At 38.7% G+C, this 17,462-nt stretch carries 22 protein-coding genes and 1 pseudogene; 10 read left to right on the top strand and 13 right to left on the bottom strand.

Annotated features, from left to right (window positions below):
* Window positions 1–289 precede the first annotated feature (289 nt).
* Entirely contained in the window at window positions 290–856 is a 567-nt protein-coding gene (locus tag ACKPBX_RS07020) for an adenylate kinase family protein (RefSeq protein WP_319994979.1), read from the top strand.
* A gap of 161 nt (window positions 857–1,017) precedes the next feature.
* Here the strand turns inward: ACKPBX_RS07020 and ACKPBX_RS07015 are convergent, their stop codons facing one another.
* A complete protein-coding gene (locus ACKPBX_RS07015) occupies window positions 1,018–1,194 on the bottom strand; it encodes a hypothetical protein (protein WP_177187486.1) in 177 nt (58 codons plus the stop codon).
* Window positions 1,195–1,370: 176 nt separating this feature from the next.
* Here ACKPBX_RS07015 and ACKPBX_RS07010 point away from each other — a divergent pair, with 176 nt between their 5' ends.
* The 5 genes and pseudogenes from ACKPBX_RS07010 to ACKPBX_RS06990 all read left to right on the top strand — a co-directional run bounded on the left by ACKPBX_RS07010 (window position 1,371) and on the right by ACKPBX_RS06990 (window position 5,641).
* Complete coding sequence (locus ACKPBX_RS07010) at window positions 1,371–1,598, top strand: topoisomerase C-terminal repeat-containing protein (protein ID WP_407702528.1); 228 nt, start codon at window positions 1,371–1,373, stop codon at window positions 1,596–1,598.
* Between the two features lie 542 nt (window positions 1,599–2,140).
* Window positions 2,141–2,515 (top strand): ArsR/SmtB family transcription factor, encoded by a 375-nt coding sequence (locus tag ACKPBX_RS07005; protein WP_281246329.1) that lies wholly within the window; start codon window positions 2,141–2,143, stop codon window positions 2,513–2,515.
* Window positions 2,516–2,529: 14 nt separating this feature from the next.
* Window positions 2,530–3,141 (top strand): CadD family cadmium resistance transporter, encoded by a 612-nt coding sequence (locus ACKPBX_RS07000; RefSeq protein ID WP_071873859.1) that lies wholly within the window; start codon window positions 2,530–2,532, stop codon window positions 3,139–3,141.
* Between the two features lie 40 nt (window positions 3,142–3,181).
* Window positions 3,182–3,322, top strand: a pseudogene (locus tag ACKPBX_RS06995) (cation transporter); the annotation flags it as partial.
* A gap of 114 nt (window positions 3,323–3,436) precedes the next feature.
* Window positions 3,437–5,641 carry a heavy metal translocating P-type ATPase gene (locus tag ACKPBX_RS06990; RefSeq protein ID WP_407702591.1) on the top strand — a complete coding sequence of 735 codons (2,205 nt, stop codon included), beginning with the start codon at window positions 3,437–3,439 and terminating at the stop codon, window positions 5,639–5,641.
* Between the two features lie 128 nt (window positions 5,642–5,769).
* On the opposite strand, the gene ACKPBX_RS06985 is transcribed toward ACKPBX_RS06990, so the two are convergent.
* On the bottom strand, window positions 5,770–6,126 hold the full coding sequence (locus tag ACKPBX_RS06985; RefSeq protein WP_319996389.1) for a hypothetical protein: 357 nt from the start codon (window positions 6,124–6,126) through the stop codon (window positions 5,770–5,772).
* Between the two features lie 701 nt (window positions 6,127–6,827).
* Entirely contained in the window at window positions 6,828–8,078 is a 1,251-nt protein-coding gene (locus tag ACKPBX_RS06980) for an IS110 family RNA-guided transposase (protein ID WP_200831711.1), read from the bottom strand.
* 300 nt (window positions 8,079–8,378) lie between these two features.
* Between ACKPBX_RS06980 and ACKPBX_RS06975 the strand changes: the two genes are divergently transcribed.
* Window positions 8,379–8,618: an SHOCT domain-containing protein gene (locus ACKPBX_RS06975; RefSeq protein ID WP_068561768.1), complete on the top strand. Its 240-nt coding sequence runs from the start codon at window positions 8,379–8,381 to the stop codon at window positions 8,616–8,618.
* A gap of 352 nt (window positions 8,619–8,970) precedes the next feature.
* Entirely contained in the window at window positions 8,971–10,179 is a 1,209-nt protein-coding gene (locus ACKPBX_RS06970) for a YncE family protein (RefSeq protein WP_002333354.1), read from the top strand.
* Window positions 10,180–10,348: 169 nt separating this feature from the next.
* Here the strand turns inward: ACKPBX_RS06970 and ACKPBX_RS06965 are convergent, their stop codons facing one another.
* Together ACKPBX_RS06965 and ACKPBX_RS06960 are read right to left on the bottom strand one after the other, a co-directional pair.
* The gene (locus ACKPBX_RS06965; protein ID WP_319996388.1) at window positions 10,349–10,780 is read right to left on the bottom strand and encodes a sensor histidine kinase; all 432 of its coding nucleotides are present in this window, start codon (window positions 10,778–10,780) and stop codon (window positions 10,349–10,351) included.
* A 17-nt stretch (window positions 10,781–10,797) separates the two neighbouring features.
* Window positions 10,798–11,271 (bottom strand): hypothetical protein, encoded by a 474-nt coding sequence (locus tag ACKPBX_RS06960; RefSeq protein WP_319996387.1) that lies wholly within the window; start codon window positions 11,269–11,271, stop codon window positions 10,798–10,800.
* 780 nt (window positions 11,272–12,051) lie between these two features.
* Between ACKPBX_RS06960 and ACKPBX_RS06955 the strand changes: the two genes are divergently transcribed.
* Window positions 12,052–12,672, top strand: coding sequence for a recombinase family protein (locus ACKPBX_RS06955; protein WP_319996386.1), 621 nt, complete (start codon window positions 12,052–12,054; stop codon window positions 12,670–12,672).
* 482 nt (window positions 12,673–13,154) lie between these two features.
* On the opposite strand, the gene ACKPBX_RS06950 is transcribed toward ACKPBX_RS06955, so the two are convergent.
* From ACKPBX_RS06950 to ACKPBX_RS06925, 6 genes are all read right to left on the bottom strand, one after another.
* Entirely contained in the window at window positions 13,155–13,349 is a 195-nt protein-coding gene (locus tag ACKPBX_RS06950) for a type II toxin-antitoxin system RelB family anti-toxin (protein ID WP_319996385.1), read from the bottom strand.
* Window positions 13,349–13,645 (bottom strand): hypothetical protein, encoded by a 297-nt coding sequence (locus ACKPBX_RS06945; protein WP_068562252.1) that lies wholly within the window; start codon window positions 13,643–13,645, stop codon window positions 13,349–13,351. Before ACKPBX_RS06945 ends, ACKPBX_RS06950 begins: the two co-directional genes overlap by 1 nt.
* A gap of 196 nt (window positions 13,646–13,841) precedes the next feature.
* Window positions 13,842–14,192 (bottom strand): DUF2178 domain-containing protein, encoded by a 351-nt coding sequence (locus ACKPBX_RS06940; RefSeq protein ID WP_319996384.1) that lies wholly within the window; start codon window positions 14,190–14,192, stop codon window positions 13,842–13,844.
* Complete coding sequence (locus tag ACKPBX_RS06935; RefSeq protein WP_319996383.1) at window positions 14,182–14,421, bottom strand: helix-turn-helix transcriptional regulator; 240 nt, start codon at window positions 14,419–14,421, stop codon at window positions 14,182–14,184. Before ACKPBX_RS06935 ends, ACKPBX_RS06940 begins: the two co-directional genes overlap by 11 nt.
* 253 nt (window positions 14,422–14,674) lie before the next feature.
* Window positions 14,675–15,091, bottom strand: coding sequence for a hypothetical protein (locus ACKPBX_RS06930; RefSeq protein ID WP_319996382.1), 417 nt, complete (start codon window positions 15,089–15,091; stop codon window positions 14,675–14,677).
* A 2-nt stretch (window positions 15,092–15,093) separates the two neighbouring features.
* Window positions 15,094–15,291, bottom strand: a complete 198-nt coding sequence (locus ACKPBX_RS06925) for a helix-turn-helix transcriptional regulator (RefSeq protein ID WP_086630140.1) — start codon at window positions 15,289–15,291, stop codon at window positions 15,094–15,096.
* 207 nt (window positions 15,292–15,498) lie between these two features.
* On the opposite strand from ACKPBX_RS06925, the gene ACKPBX_RS06920 reads away from it, so the two are divergent.
* On the top strand, window positions 15,499–15,987 hold the full coding sequence (locus ACKPBX_RS06920; RefSeq protein WP_319996381.1) for a hypothetical protein: 489 nt from the start codon (window positions 15,499–15,501) through the stop codon (window positions 15,985–15,987).
* 51 nt (window positions 15,988–16,038) lie between these two features.
* Here the strand turns inward: ACKPBX_RS06920 and ACKPBX_RS06915 are convergent, their stop codons facing one another.
* Together ACKPBX_RS06915 and ACKPBX_RS06910 are read right to left on the bottom strand one after the other, a co-directional pair.
* Complete coding sequence (locus ACKPBX_RS06915; protein ID WP_319471867.1) at window positions 16,039–16,710, bottom strand: IS630 family transposase; 672 nt, start codon at window positions 16,708–16,710, stop codon at window positions 16,039–16,041.
* Window positions 16,680–17,189: a helix-turn-helix domain-containing protein gene (locus ACKPBX_RS06910; protein WP_086988998.1), complete on the bottom strand. Its 510-nt coding sequence runs from the start codon at window positions 17,187–17,189 to the stop codon at window positions 16,680–16,682. The genes ACKPBX_RS06915 and ACKPBX_RS06910 overlap by 31 nt, the downstream gene beginning before the upstream one ends.
* Window positions 17,190–17,462 lie beyond the last annotated feature (273 nt).

The raw sequence follows: 17,462 nt of genomic DNA, 5'->3' as shown, positions 1-17,462 counted from the left end.
AAATTGTCCCACCGCACCATCTTTCCTGAGCAATGCACGATGGTAGTTTTCCAATATTGCTGAATTGAGTTTACCTTTTCATTGTGTGGGTTTTATGGAGTAGAAGATGTCCTATTGTTTTTAAAGAAGCAGTAGGAAAAGTTCTGTCGGCCTATTAATGCCTTTAGAACTACTGCAAATATTTGTTTTTTTGTTTCTCCATACGCCCTACACAATCATGCGCTATCTTAGTAGTGAATGGTTGTGTACGATCCGATAGAGGCATAATGCAGATAAGGAGTGTTAGAAAATGAATATCATTATAATGGGAATGCCCGGCGCTGGAATGGGAACCCAAGCGAGGGAAATCGCAGTTACCTATCAGATTCCGTATATCTCTACAGGTGAAATCTTCCGATCTTTCGCTGAGATGGGTAGTCCGATCGGTCTAGAAGTCAAAACGTTCATGGATATGGGAAAACTAGTCCCCGATAGATTGGTCAATAAACTCCTCTGGGATCGCATGGGAGAGGATGACATGAAAGAGGGTTTCATTTTGGATGGATATCCGCGAACGCGTCAGCAAGCGGAAGCGTTAGAAGCATATCTGGAAAGCAAAAGACTGTCGCTGGATGTTGTCCTCTATCTGGCTGTTGGGAAAGAGGTCTTACGGAAAAGGTTAGAAAAGAGGGTCAATTTGCCTTGGTCAGAGGATAAATCAGAAGTCATAGAAAGACGGCTACAACTGAGTGAGCTCGAAATGGAAGCACTGACGGGTTTCTATCAGGAAGCGGGAATCGTTTCTATGGTCAATGGCGAACAAAAGCCCGACATTGTATTCGAAAAGATACAAGAAGTTCTTCAGTTTCATTCTTAATGAGGATTCGTTCTAATCCAGAAGATAATCTTTCTATTAGGCTCTCCAAGATTACGAGCTATTGGGCGAATGCCTTGATGAAAAGGTAGAAATCAAGAAAAAAAAGCATGGAGACTTTTTGTCTGCATGCTTTTCCTTAAGGTTTATTTTTTTTACCACTGTTAAACATATTCGATGATGCCGCGTTTAAGAAGCTCTTTCCTCAAAGCCTCATTTTCTACCCGTAATCTTTTTACATCTGCGCTTAAAACAGAATTATGTTTACGAACTGCACTTAGGATTACCATCGTCAAAACAGGAACCAGTAGTACTAAAATGATAAATAGAGTTGTTTGCATAGTCTATGTCCTTCTTTCTGGATTGTTTTTTTTAGATTTCATAGTCATAGCATACTAGGTGATTATGTAGACTGTATGAAGAAGCAAAACTCCATTAAATCTACACATTGCTCCGGTATATTAGGGTTAACAAATCCTCAAAGTATGGATAAGTAGTAAGAATTGGTGTTTAGTAAGTGAGGGTACTATTCTATGGTTGCACGGGTTACCGTGAGGGGTGTACCTTTACACTGCCTAAAAAATGGAGTGGGAAGACCCTCACGAAGAAGAATATAAAGGATTTGTTGCTCAAACAAGAAACCAGCCTCATAAAAGGATTTAAGAGCAAAAAAGGCACCCCTTTCAACGCCAAATTGAAGTTGGTTAATAATAAACTAGCCTTTGATTTTCCCAATCCGAAATAAACCCTCCTGGTATTCGCTTCAATGGAACGCTATTCAAGCTATAAAACCAGTTTTTAAGTGTAAAATTGGATGTTTCGTATCTCATCATAGTGAACTTTTTGATTCTTTATATAAATACCGAGCAAATCGGAATTCTTAATGAAGCCGATGATATCTTCCTGATAGGAGCCGTTGCAATCAATGGCTTCTATTTGTATGGCAACTTCTCTATGTGTTTGAATGGCTTCATGCAGAATATAGTAGATTTCAGTTGTCCGCATGCGGTTTTTTTGATGAAGTCCACGGTGTGGCAATTGACTGAATTGTTTTTCTTTCTGTGGTTGTAAGGAATACTAGGCGATAAATATCAAAAACTTTTTCCAGAAAATTAATAACTACTATGATTTCAAACTTTGAACTTTAGAGGATTTACAATAGAAGGGGCGTAATTTTTAGCAGAAAATCTGAATTAATGCGTAAATGCGACTCCAATAATATAGAAAAACAAGAGAGAATGTGCTACACTTCATTCAAACGAACATTTGAATGAAAGGGGTGTAAAGATGAAAAATATAGATTTGGACGTTTGTAAAACGACGATTATTCATGCAGAAAAAGTTGACCAGGTTCAAACGGAACTGAAAGATAAAGATTTTGCGGATTTATTAGTACTGAGCAAGTGTCTAGGGGATTCTTCAAGGATAAAGATTTTATATGCACTCGCTACTTATAAAGAGATGTGCGTATGCGATTTAGCCGCAATCATTAATGCCAGTATGGCGTCAACTTCTCACCACTTGCGCTTCTTGAAGAAAAACGGTGTCACAGTATCGTATCAAGAAGGGAAGATGGTTTACTATTCGCTGGCCAACGAAGAAATAGTGACTTTTATTTGCTCGGTCTTAAGAGTGGGAGAAGACTTGCAACTTATATCTTAGATGGGAGCGCACCTATGTTACAAACAATTATATCTGCCCTTGCGGTTTATGTTTCTACCAGTATTGATTATCTCCTGATCCTCATGATTATCTTCTCTCAAAGCAGCACGAAGGGGAAGATGAAGGGAATCGTTGGGGGACAATACCTGGGAACGGGAATGCTCGTTGCGTTCAGTTTATTTGCAGCCTATGTTTTAAACCTCATTCCTGAAGACTGGATTATTGGTTTGTTGGGATTGATTCCACTGTACTTAGGAATTCGGATTGCTTTCAAGGGAGAGCAGGATGAAGATGAAGAGGAAGTGCTTGAAAAAATGGAAGCAGGAGGGGGAAACCGATTATTTTGGACGGTAGCCCTGATTACCGTGGCTTCCGGTGGTGACAATCTAGGTATTTATATCCCTTACTTTACATCACTAGCTGGAATTGAAATTGGTGTAGCGTTAATTGTTTTCGCCATCTCTGTGGCGATCCTTTGCTATATCAGTTACAGATTATCAAAAATTACCTTGATATCAGAAACAATCGAGAAGTATCAGCGGGTGATAGTCTCGCTGGTTTTTATTGGATTAGGAATTTATATTATGATAGAAAATGGCACCATTCAAACCCTGTTGGGATTATAGAGAAAGCCATTCAAACTAATATTCAATAAGGAGAGACGCAATGGACGAGAACAAGAAACAACACGAATGGATCCTCGATGGGATCGATTGCGCTAATTGTGCTAATAAAGTAGAAAGAGGCGTTGCGAAGGTGGCAGGTGTGGCCAACAGCAACGTGAACTACATGACCCAAACCTTGAGCTTCGAGGTGACTGGGGAAAGGGAAGACCAAATCCTCTCCCAAGTGAAACAGAAAGTGAATAAGCTGGAGCCCGACGTGATCCTGAAAAACAAGGCCGACGGCCGCCTACTCAAGCTGGATACTGAAGCCAGCAAGGATACCCAGCCAAAAGAGGACGAAAAACACTACGAATGGATCCTCGACGGGATCGACTGCGCCAACTGTGCGAGCAAGGTCGAAAGAGGCGTGGCTCAGGTAGCAGGTGTGGCCAACAGCAATGTGAACTTCATGACGCAGACCTTGAGCTTTGAGGTGACGAATGAGAAGAAAGACCAAATCCTCTCCCAAGTGAAACAGAAAGTGAACACGTTGGAGCCAGATGTGGTCCTGAAGAACAAGGCCGACGGTACATTGATTGCAATGAGCACGAAGACAGCCGAGTCGGAATCAGCAGCTGCTGAAGCGGTAGAGCAGGATAATAGGGAAGACGGGGGGAAAAATGAACTGAGGACAGCCATCATCCGCTTGGTGCTTGGTTTTTCCTTCATGCTGGCCGGGATCTTCCTGCCACTGGAAGGATGGATGTCTTTTGCCATGTTCGTAATTGCCTACCTGATCGCCGGCTATGATGTCGTCTGGCGTGCGGTACGGAACATGGTCCGCGGACAAGTCTTTGACGAGAACTTCCTGATGACAATTGCGACGCTGGCTGCCTTCTATGTACAGGAATATCCGGAGGCCGTCGCGGTCATGCTCTTCTACCAGGTGGGAGAACTATTCCAGGATGTCGCCCTTTCCAAGTCCCGCCGCTCGATTGCGGACCTGATGGATATCCGTCCCGATTACGCGAACCTGGATACGGGAAACGGGATTGTGAAGGTCGCACCAGAAACCATCAGGGCGGGTGATTTCATTCTGGTCCGACCGGGTGAGAAAGTGCCGTTGGACGGGAAAATCGTGGAGGGAACCTCCGCTATGGATACGTCCGCTTTGACCGGGGAATCGGTTCCGCGGAGCGTGGCCCCAGGCGACTCCGTCCTGAGTGGCTTTATCAATCGCAACGGTGTGCTGAAAGTAGTGGTGGAGAAGCCCTTTGCGGAATCCACCGTTAAGAAGATTTTGGACTTGGTCGAGAACGCCAGCGGCCGGAAGGCGCCGACCGAGCAGTTTATCACCAAATTTGCGCGCTATTATACGCCCGTCGTCGTGGTCGCCGCACTCCTGTTGGCGGTTGTGCCACCCTTGGTACTCCCGGGAGCGACGTTCGATGAATGGATCTACCGGGCAGCGATCTTCTTGGTTATTTCCTGCCCCTGTGCCCTGGTCGTCTCCATTCCCGTCGGTTTTTTCGGCGGAATTGGCGCTTCTTCAAGAAAAGGGATCCTCGTGAAGGGCAGCAACTACCTGGAAGGCCTGAATGACCTGAAGTACGTGGTGATGGATAAGACCGGTACCTTGACCAAGGGGAAGTTCGAAATCACCGCGATTGAACCCCAACAGGGAATCCGTTCGGAAGAGCTGCTCGAAATAGCTGCCCATGCCGAGGCTTATTCCAGCCACCCGATTGCCGATTCCATCAAGGAAAGATATGGCCAAACAATCCAGGAAGACCGGATCACCGCCTATAACGAAATCTCCGGACACGGAATCCAAGCCACCATTGACGGCAAGGAAGTGTTGGCCGGGAATGCCCGCCTGATGGAGAAGTTCGCGGTGAACTTCGAGGAAGTGAACGAAATCGGAACCATCGTGTATCTGGCTGTGGAAGGTGAGTACGCCGGCTCCCTCCTGATTGCAGACGCCATCAAGGAAGACGCCGCAGCCGCTATCGCCACCATGAAGGAGCAGGGAGTCGAGCATATCATCATGCTCACTGGTGACGCCCAGTCTGTAGGTGATGCAGTGGCCAAGAAACTGGGAATCTCAGAGGTCTACAGCGAACTGTTGCCGCAAGACAAGGTGGAAAAATTCGAAGAAATCCTCGCGCGAAAAGGGAAGAAGGAGAAAGTCGCCTTCGTCGGGGATGGAATCAACGATACCCCGGTCCTGGCCCGCTCTGATATCGGCTTCGCCATGGGTGGCCTGGGGTCCGACGCAGCCATTGAGGCCGCTGACGTGGTGATCATGGACGACAAACCCTCCAAGATTGGGACTGCCATGCAGGTGGCCAAGGATACCCGTCGCATTGTTTGGCAAAACATCTTCTTCGCCCTTGGGGTGAAAGGCTTGTTCCTCATTCTGGGTGCCTTTGGGGTGGCTTCGATGTGGGAAGCGGTCTTTGCGGATGTAGGTGTTACCGTGATAGCTGTGTTGAATGCCATGAGAATACTAAATAAATAAAAATATGAAAAAGGAATTTCTTTTTAATTAAAAGAAATTCCTTTTTGCTTAAGAAAAATGTTTCAGAAGCACAAATCGGGAAATTTAAAGTGTATCTAAAGAATAAAATAACCATTCATGAATTTTTATCATTGATTCCATTTAACATGATCCACCAGTTCGACATTTCTAATCTCATCATAGTGCACTTTTTCATTCCCTACATAAACTCCCAGTGAGTCGGATCCTTTTAAGTGCCCGATGATATCATCATAATAGTTCCCATCGCTATCAATCGCTTCAATCTGGATTGCAACAGGTTTGTTTTTCACAATTGCCAACTGAAGAACTTCGCTGATTTCTTGCTCGGACATTTGGAACTTCTGGGGATTAATATGAGCCAATCCTTTTTGAATTTTTTCCTGTTCGGCTGTGTGTTCAGATAAGAAAAAGCCCGCCCATTTTTTCATGCCACGATCATGGTACTGGTTATTTAAGTATGTCATGATAATCTCACCTTTCTTCTGAACTTCACTCATCTGTCTTTCTTGTATCCTTATTTTAGAACGTAAGTTCCCCTTTGTAAAGCTGGTATGCCTTAAAGATGCCAGGATTATAGTGATAAAAGAACTTTTTATAAATCTAGGTCTCAAGGAAAAGATGAAAAAACAGGTCCAGGTAATAAAGATTGAAATTATAAGGCATGGAAGGCTCTTGATAAGAGCCCCCTATATTAAAGTCATTTTTTCGTTTTGTGTCGCCAAGCGCCCTGGACGATCCGAAAGGGCCGGATCAGGGCTTTATCATTTCGGGCTGTTCTGGCGGCAATTTCCATGCGGGAGCCCTTCCCTCCGGTCCCACATGGATCTATCCGAGAACAGAAAAGAAAATCAAGAACCGCAAAAACTTTTTTTCTCCCTGCGTTTCATCTTATTCCACTCCAGTCCAAATAAACTTTTTGACTAAAGAGCCCCTACCTGCTGAAGCAGCAAGGGGCTCTTTTTTCTTGATTCCCTTTTGCTCCTCATGATCACTGGCTAGCCAACAAAACGGAAAAAATTCAGCTTTTAGCTCACGCCTATGCGACTCAAAACAAAAAAGGAGTGTAAAAGTTTGAAAATAATAATTAACAAGATAGAGCTTATATCGTATAAAAAGGTATTCCAAATAAACCTATAAACACTTACGAAAAATAAGCGATAGGTTTTCATATAACGGATGTAATTTTATAGCCCTGTCTCTTAATTAATTTAAGAGCTTGTTCTGTGGTTATTTCTCGTGAAGTAGGGATATCGATCATATCGGAAAACAGTTGAGCCTGATAAACTTCCTGGTTTTTCAACATATGATAGATAGCCGTTAAGAGTTTACGGGCTATAGCGATGATTGCTTTTTTATGGCCCCTTCTTTTTTTGATATTGAGATATTTATTTCTAATTTCAGGATATTTTGTACTTTTGACAACGGCATTGGCTATTTGAACCAGTAATGGTTTGAGATAGCAGCCCGCTTTGGAAATCCTTACGGATTTTTTCTTCCCTGCACTTTCATTATTTGTGGGTGCTAATCCTGCCCAAGAACAGAGATGTTTAGAGGAATGAAATTCAGACATATCAACACCAATTTCCGAAATTAATGCGACTGCGGATAGTTCATTTTTAAATCCAGGAGAAGTTTGAATGAGTTGGATTTCATTTTGGTAAGGCTGGGCGAGTTCGAGGATAGTTTCTTCTAAGTGTTTTTTGCATAGTGTTAATGCATCAAAGTGTTCTTTAATGATCTTCAGCTTTATCTTTTGTTCCGGTGTAATAAAACCGTCCACTGCTAATTCAAGTTCGGGTAATTTCTTTATTAGGCGACCGTGAATCAAGCTCTCTAATTCTTCTGCCGTAAGCATGGACTGCTCAGGATCTTCTAGGATGCGTTCGATAATTTTCAACGCACTTTTTCCGAATGTGTCGGAAACAACACTAGCGATCTGAATATTGGATACGGTTAGAGAATTTTGAAATCTGTTCTTTTCACTGGACGCAAAATTGGTTAATTTGAACCGGTAGCGCATTAAATCACGCAATTCACGAATCGCTAGTGGTGGCATGAAACTACCTGCAACCAAATCGTGTTTGAATAACTCAGCTATCCATTGGGCATCCTTTGTATCTGTCTTTTTTCCGCGAATTGCTTTCACATATTTCGGATGAGCAAGGGTAATATTAACCGAAGGTTCCAGAATATTGTATACAGGGATCCAGTATTTCCCCGTAGATTCCATACAGACATCAAAACAAGAGAATAACTCTAGCCACTGTAACAGCTCTCTCAATCCTTGTGTGAATGTCGAGAAGCGATGGCGTTTGTAAGTTGTGATTCCCTTGTTGTCTGTGATGGCAATACAGGCTACCACGAACGTTTTGTGGACATCTATTCCACAACAAATAGGATAAACAATTTTCAACATCAGTTTTTCCTCCTTTCTTTAAGGATAGTAGAGTGTTGCAGTGACTATTATTCCTAAATATATGGATCGCTTTTGCAAAGATAAGTTTACGTGCTCACTGTCACACTTATTTGTACTTGAAGGAATAATGACACATATAAAAATGCAGTCCTACAGAATGTCAAATAGGGCTACTCACTCCTCCGTGATTTGTAGTGTACAACTACTCTACAGGGGAAGAATACAATAATATACGCCGAAGGCGCAACGATTTTCATTTCGTTTTGTGCCTTGAGCGAAGCGAAAGGAATGCTTATAAAAATGATGAATTATTATGGTTATGACATGATGGGCGGTTGGGGAATTTTCATGATGATTATCCTGGTAATCTTAATCGTTATTATCGTATACGCGGTGATGAAGCTAGTCCAAGGAGGCAATAATGCTGGCACAACTTCAAATGGCCGGGATGAGGCACTTGAAATCCTTGATCAGCGTTATGCAAAAGGAGAATTATCAGACGAAGAATACCAACAAAAGAAGAAAATATTGAAAAGTTAGTTGGGTAAGTCTGAAGTTTCATGCTCGAACTGAGTTTTCTCAAAAATATATTCCGGAAATGAACTATTCATATCAAAAAGCCAAGATCATATACAAATCTTGGCTTTTTGATATGGTTTTTTTCTACATAAAATCAACACATTCATATATTATTATAAAACAGAAACATAAAATAAATCAAAGAAAGGGGATAAATTATGCACCACCATGAAAGTAAAGAAGAGAAATCAGGAACGCAGTACCACAATCTTTTCAGAAACCTACGGAAAAATTATGAATAATTCAGGCAATTATAGAGCAATAAAAATAGTACGAAAAGTAAAAAGTACGTAGTAAAAAAGGGGATATTAAAATGAAAAAAAGAATCACTTTAGCACTATTGTCGTCAGTGGGTCTCTTGCTTGCAGCTTGTGGTCAAGAAGAGTCAACAAGTAGTCAAAATTCTTCTCAACAAGCAATTGTATCAACGTCACAAGAAACTAGTGAGTCTCAATCTAGTTCTAAAGAAGAAAATAAGGAACAAACAGAAGCCTATTACACTTCCGATACTGGAAGTGTTACAAAAGTAGATGCTCAAACGCACGAAGTTGTGGATACGATTGCCATCGATGGATCCGCACATAATGTACAAATTTCACCTGATGAAAAAGTCATTGGTGTAACAATTGTTCCCAGCGAGGGGCATGCTGAAGACAGTTCAGGTAGTAATGAAAGTATGGAGATGGAACACGACGAAGATAGTGATACCAGTATGAGCAATGAAAGTATGGAGATGGGACAGGACGAAGATAGTGATACTAGTATGAGTAATGAAAGTGACGATGAAAAAGGTATTGCAGCTTTTTATGATGCTGAAACAGGTGAAAAACTTGCAGAAGTTGAAGTAGGGAGTCACCCTGCTCATATCGTTTTCACTAACGATGGCAACTATGCAGCAGTTTCCAATAATGGAGAGAACACTGTTTCAGTCATTGATGTATCTACTTATGAAGTGGTTGAAACAATCCCAACAGGCGAAGGTCCACACGGTTTTAGAATCGCTGAAGACGGAAAAACGGCTTACGTTGCCAATATGGGTGAAGACACTGTAAGCGTCCTTGATTTAGAAAGTATGGAAGAAGTTAATAGAATAACTGTTGGCAGTACTCCAGCTACAACTGGTATTACCTCAGATGGACAAACGCTCTTAGTAACATTAAATGGAGAAAATGCGTTAGCAATCGTTGATCTGACAACCAATAAAGTTGAGAAAGTAGCAGTTGGAAATGGTCCTATCCAGTTGTTTGTTCAACATGATGATCAATATGTATTTGTGGCAAATGAAGGTACCGAAGAGAATCCTTCCAATACCGTTTCAAAGGTTGATTTAAATAGTAATGAAGTGGTCGAAACAATCGAAGTGGGTAGCGGTGCACATGGAGTTGTCATTAGTGAAGACGATAAATACACCTTTGTCACGAATGCATTCGATGATACGGTCAGTGTTATTGAGAATGAGACTAGTGAAGTTATTGTCACGGTTGAGGTTGGTGAAACACCAAATGGGATTACTCTGAAATGATTATTAGTGTTAAGTTAAACTAAAAAATCAACTTAATGATTTCTGAAAAGGGATAAATATTCTAACGTTTAAAAATCTTAATTAGTCCTAAATTAAATGGAAAACTTTATCATGAAGCTGAAAAAGCGGTTCACTTTACATAAAAGTGAACCGCTTTTTTTGATGATTACTATCTTTTGACAGGAAGAATAACGGTAAATGTAGAACCTTTTCCATAATCACTTTTGACCGTTATGGTTCCGTTATGAGCCTTTATGATACTTTTTACGATAGATAAGCCAATTCCTTGCCCGCCTAGAAAACTATTTCTTGAAAGATCAGACATATAAAACCTCTCAAAAATACGATTAATTTCTTTTGGGTGAATTCCTTCTCCCGTATCTGCGATAGTCAATAAAGCTTGATTTTTTTCGTTGCGAATTTTTAGAGTTATTGTTCCTTCTGGGGGTGTAAATTTAACAGCATTGGATAAAAGATTTGTAATAACTTGACTTATTTTGTCCCTATCAGCGGTAATGAATAGAGAATCCCCATTTAATGCATAATAAATATTTTTCTTAGCAAAAAGAGCTTCAAAATTATAAGCTATCCAGCGACGCATAATATAAATGATACGTCTTAAGACTTTTTATCAATAGTTTTGGCTATACTTGATTTTTGTAATCCTTTATCTAATAATATTTTTATATTAAATCCTGATGCTCCATAACTTAATTGATACCAATAATAGTTTATATACTCAATTATTCCAAATAAAACTAATCCAATAGCAATTAATAAGTCTTTATAATTACTTTTAATAATAGGTATTGTTAAGATTATCGCTAATGCTATAACCATATTTAACTTCCTTAAATTACTGAGAAGTTTTACAGCTTTAGGATTAGGTTGTTCTTTTTTAACTATTAATCTGTATTTATAAAACCAATATATACTTCCCTGTATTAAAATAAATACGAGATATAAAAATGCTATTAAATTAGCAATTCCTATTGTTATTAAACTTGATGATATATAAATATATATAAATACACATGTTGCTGCAAATTCTCCTATAGATAAATTTAATAGTCTTTTCTTTAACTTATTCACTTTATCACCTTCAGTCTATGAATTTCAATTACACACTTTAATACTAATGTTCATCAATTTATAGTTTTGAGTTTTACTCAATTCTTAATGTGACAAACTCAGTTTCTGCTTTATAAATACATGAAATTGCTTAAAAACGTGCATCAAGAAGCTTAGTAAAACAGTGGTATACCAGGTGGTATTCCGGCTTCAGGTAAAAGGTATATAAAAACTGTAAAAAGAATTAATAAAAGCGAGAATAACAGTAAAACGTAAGCAACTACTTGTTTTCCCTTTCCAATAATGGACAAAATTGATAAAATAAATCCTCCAACGGATAGAAAAACAGATAATGAAAATGCAAACCATATGTTATATGTCCCTATTTTATCTAAGCCAGTTGATAAGAATAAGATAATATAAATTGATATAAACATGATACTTAGTGTTGAAAATAACTTTGTCTGTTTTTTAAGCAACTATAATCTCTCCATTTCACTTTTCTTGTTTAGTTATAATATTTATTATTACTAAGAATAACGCAATACATGAAATTCTATAAAATCATGTATCGAAAGCCCTATACCCATGGGGTTCTTTTTTTATACCCGTCAAAAATACATGATTATATACCATAATAGAATAAAATCATGTATCGAAAAGAGGAGCCTACGTTTTTTATTTAATTATGTCGGATTTGGGTGTACTCAAATCCGACAAGTGCAAAACATTGATTTTACTGGGCCTTTGATGTAGATTATAAGTGTCTAATAAATCAGTTCAGAAAGAGGGGTAGAATAGATGAAAATTGGATATGCGCGTGTGTCTACCACAGACCAGAATCTGGACCGACAGATCGAGGCCCTCAAAAAAGCAGGGGCAGAGAAAATCTTTGAAGAAAAAATGTCCGGAAATAGTATGACAGATCGAGAGGAACTACAGAAAGCCTTGAGTTTCCTGCGAGAAAAAGATGTCTTGATGGTGGAGTCATTGGATCGACTGGGTCGAAACTATGATGATATCGTTCAGATGGTGCAGCAACTTGACCGGAAGGAAATTGGTTTAATCGTATTAAATTTACCCATTCTGAACCATGATTTAGGAGATTCCAATCTACAGAAGCTGATTCGGAACATGATCGTGCAGTTACTTTCCTGGACCACTCAAAATGAACGGGAAGAAATTAAGCGTAAGCAACGCCAAGGGATAGAGATCGCTAAGAAGAAGGGCCACTACAAGGGCCGTCCGGTGAAGTATGCGGCTGATGCCAAAAACCCCCGTGACCGTATGACATACAACGTGATTGTGAATAAGCTGAAAAAGGGAGAGCCCATAAAGAAGATTGCGGAAGAAACCGACGTAACCAGGGATACCGTTTATCGGATTAAAAGAGAGTTAGCGTTTTTGCAAGACTTATTCTAGAATAAACTTGAACACTATGTAAAAAAATAAAGGAGATTATTATGAACTACTATCTAGCTATACACGAGAGTGCCTTTCCTGTTTCAGTTTTTAACAAATGCCGATGCATTTAAAGAGGTTGAGGATAAAGATCCCGGATAAATAGAAGACTTGAAAGTATTTTCTAGCTTCTTGTCTGCAAAACGATTTATAGAAGGGAAAATGATAAAAATGAAATATTTGAAAGTTATTTTTTTATTTATTATTATTTCTTATATTATAGTTAATATATTCTGGAAAGATGCATATAAAGTTGAAACCTTTTTTAGAATTGCAGCTGCTATAAATTTAATTTTTATAATAAAAGAGAGGCTGGGACAAAACTCAATTGAATAGTTAAAATAGACGCAAACTTACCTAAGTTGGTAAGTTTGCGTCTGTTTTTAATTTAGATAATGATAAATTATTCTTATGATGTATAAATTTCTTCTGTTTTCAATTTTTTACTCATCCGAAATAAACAATTTATCTACCGTGGTGTTTAAGTTTTTAGCTAAATCAAAAGCTAATTGCAGAGAGGGATCATATTTCTCATTCTCAATCGCATTGATGGTTTGACGTGTAACATTGCAGCGGTCAGCCAGGTCTTGTTGCGATATTTTCATGGCTTTACGGAGTTCTTTGATATTATTTTTCATCAGGCTAAAGACGCTGTTCCCAGTAGAATAGCCAACAGAATGATTACAAAAACCAGAGTCAGTATCAGTGTTTTTTTGAATGAGTCATCTCCATTCGCTTTAGATAAATAATACCGTTCAAGTAAAATAACAAGGGAAACCGAAAACTGAGCAATCACCAGAAGGATATTCGTTTTCATATCATTCCTAAAAGCCTCAATTCCCCCTATAATAAATAAGGCCGTGACAGTAACAAACAATGTAATCTTAGCAGATTTATTTGCCATCCGCTGCTCCATTTCATCTTTTTTCCGCATACGATAAGCTCCCTTGTATCAAATGTTTTTTACATTTTAAGTGTACATAAAACAAGTGGTGATGTAAAAAACTTTTTACATTTTGAACGGTATGGCGTTTGAGATGCTGTATTCATAAAAAAGAACGCCAATACGACGTTCCCCATTCCTTTTTACATGAGAGATTACTATTCTTAAACGTCAGTTTAAAATGAAATCAACTGAAATCTTTATTATGTTGAATGTAAAAATAGATGTCTCCAGCCAGAACGGCTAATGCATATTTATAAACAAAGAATTGCATGACTAAATACTCTTTAGGGAAAATAATGTCGCATACCAAAATCGTTATCAAAACGACATAGGCCCAATGTTTATGATATTGATTGGTTCGCTCGTCTGGTTCACCGATTGTTTTTATAAGTCTTATATATGCAATCGCTGCAACTAACAGTAACACCATTGGAATTCCCACAAAAATATTCCAATTAGTTGAACTAGCTTCCGCCCATTCTTTCAAAGGATAAAAGAATGCACCAGGGATATCAGAGATTGATTTAATTTCCATTGTTATCAGTTCCTTTCTCGTAAGTAAAAATGTCTGATACAGATACGTCAAAAAAATCTGCAATTCGAAATGCTAATAATAGCGTCGGGACATAATTGCCTTTTTCCATGACAAAAACGGTTTGTTTAGAGACCCCCACTTTATCAGCTAATTCCTGCTGAGACATTCTGGCAAGTACCCGATATTCATAAACTGTGTTGCCGATCGAATCCCCAAAATCTTTTTTCAATGCTATCACCTCTGATAGAATCATAATGTATAGATTGATAAAAGTAAAGTAAACTTTGATAAATGATATAAGTAATTATATTAAACTTGTACATAAGCTTAATTTACACAGTGATGTGTCCTTAAAAATGAGATAGTTAAATAATAGGGAAGGGCACAATGCCGTATGCAGGAACTGAAAAAGGAATGCAGGACGTCACACTACGACGCTCTCCATTCCTTATAATAAATCGATTACGTTACAAAACAGTAGGTTAAATTTTTTTCTGCTGCTTTGATAAATTCCATAAAAACACACTCAATGATATAAAACCAAAACTGAATAATATTAATACGAACAAGGGTTCATCTAACACAACAAAAACCAGCATAAACACTATGAGTAGATAGCTGCTCGTTTCGAAAGTCTTTGCTTTTGAAACCTGCAAGATCAATTGGTTCCTTTCATCTTTACTCTCAATCTGTTCAAGATCATATTGTTTTGGATCCTTCTTGAAAAATAGTATTCTCTTCGTTTGCCATATTGAATGAATAAATGCGGATAATCCCGCAGAGAGAAATGCAAAAGATAAATGTTCCGGTATTGCGAAGTAATAATGAAAGCCTCCTAGTATCAATAACACGGCGCTGATAATATATGAAACAAATGCCAACCTTTTTTCTTTAACCATAATTATTCCTCCTCATAAATAAAAATATCTTCAATGGGTGCATTAAAAAATTTTGACAATCTGAAAGCTAAATCGAGTGAAGGATTATAACGACCTTTTTCAAGGGATATAATCGTCTGTCTTGATACAAGCACCTTTTCCGCCAATTGCTCTTGGGACAGTCCTTTATTTTTTCTGAGTTCCTCCAATTTATTTTTCATTTAACTCTCCCTTTTTGTAAAGCTTACTTTACGTTTAGTATACTAAAAAACAACGAAAAGTAAAGTTTGCTTTACACGGATTTGTCAATTCAATCCCACCGTATTATTTTTAATATGGAGACGGTAGCGATATACTAAGATAGTCTTAGAAAACGTTTAAATTTGTTGGTGTCATTCACTATGTCACTATTAGGAGGGTGTTTATTTATGCTTAATAAAGAGAGTCTTGAAAAAAGTGCCAATTTAAGAAGAGGAGAAAACGGTGAGTTTTGGGAAGAATTTGACAAAACACTGCAAAAGCAACGTGTTGAAGTCACATTCAAAATGGGTGGACATTTTTATCCAGAGACAATGAATTCGGTAGGTTCTCCGTATTTATGTGAATTTTCAAACAAAGAAATCAACTTTTTCGAATTTAAACCGCAATCACTAAACTGGAAGAACAGCTTACGTTTCAAATTAACTCATCTAGTTGAGGAAATCGAGCTGATAGAAGTGAATACTCAAAAGAAACTTGATCTAGTAATGGGAATTTTACCGTCTGATAGTGTGACATTAGAAGTAAAAATCAATTTTAAAAACGGGCAAATATACCATCTATATTCGAAAAGTATTTCTGTAGCCGAAAAAATATTTGAGTGGTGCAATAATAATGACCTAAAGGTAAAGGATGAAGAGGGGATCGAGCTAGTGTAGTGTAGCGTTGATATTTAAAGAAAAGATCGACATCGACATACTCAACTAGTATCAAATATTTGATTTTTCAATTTTTGGATACAACGAAGCCATCTTTTCTCGCGCTTGATTATTTGTAAAATGCCAACGGATTTTTGATGATCGGGTATTCCGTTCCCGCTCCCATGCAGCCAACTCCGAACGGAGTTTTTCAAAATCATCAATTCTGCGATGTAAACATTGCCTGGTCATAACGTTTAATTCTATTTCGGCAATATTCAACCAACTACCATGTAATGGCGTGAAATGAATCTCTAAGCGGCGGGCTATCCTTCGTGCCTCTTCGGGCGGGAATGCTCTGTAGAGTGAAGCGAGTGTATGTGTATTGAGATTATCCAGAACTAAAGTGATTTTTTCAACATTGGGATAACCAATATCTACAAGGTATTGAATCTCCTCGGCCCAATCTACTGACGTTCGTTGCTTACGTACGTTCACGTGTCGGACTCCACCCAGTGGTTCAGTGAAGATAAAAATGCTACAAGTGCCTTCTCGCACATATTCAGAATCAATTTTTTGGTCACTGCCTTTTCGCATAGGAAGAGGTTCTCTTGATTCACCCAAAAGTTGATAGGGTTTTTCGTCCATACAAACGACTGGGTGTTGAGGATCGTAAGGTAACTCATACACGTCGAGGACATCTTCCATGCACGCTACGAATGCTGCGTTTTCTTTTGACGGGATGCACCAATATTGTTTTTTGTGAGGTCGTAATTCGTTTTTTTTAAGGTTCTTCCGATGGCATCTTTGCCAACGGGAATTTCAAGTTCAACTTTTGCTTTCTCTTCCAGAAGGCGAAGGGTCCATCTGGAACGACCTTCTGGAGCTGGGCCGCAGGCCATTTCAATGAGTTTTGCTTCCGCGCGTCCATCGATTTTCCTACGGGCATTATCAGAATTGACACTTCTACCGACTGTTAGAACATTTTCAACACCGCCGTCAATATAGTACTTGATTACATTGTGCACAGTCGCGATACAAACACCGATAGATTTGGCACATTGTTGATGGGTAAGTGTTTTCCCATGTGCTTCATCGAGGTCTAATAAAATCTGGCATCTGCATTTTAGGGTTCGAGTAGTCGTTTTCTTACGCAAAACACTTTTTAATCTGCGTACTTCATCATCTGTCAATGAGATAACGTACTTCTTGTTTCTTCCCATTTTAATCCACCGCCGTTTATTTTTATTATACTCCACAACGATGGCGACTCTAACAGATTCAAACTCAATATCTTACTTATTTATCAACGCTACACTACACTAGTATTTAGAGAGTCCAATAATCCCATAGATGAAATTAAAAATAACCGTATCAATAGAAGATATTAAATTCAATGCAAATAATAAAACTGATTACGCGACTCATAATCAGTTTTTTTATTTTGTCTAGGTACATAAGTTAGATAGCCATAGTCAAAACTCAAGAGTATTGAC

The organism is Trichococcus shcherbakoviae, from assembly GCF_963666195.1.
Lineage (GTDB): Bacteria > Bacillota > Bacilli > Lactobacillales > Aerococcaceae > Trichococcus > Trichococcus shcherbakoviae.
This window is presented reverse-complemented; position numbering and strand designations above follow the sequence as displayed.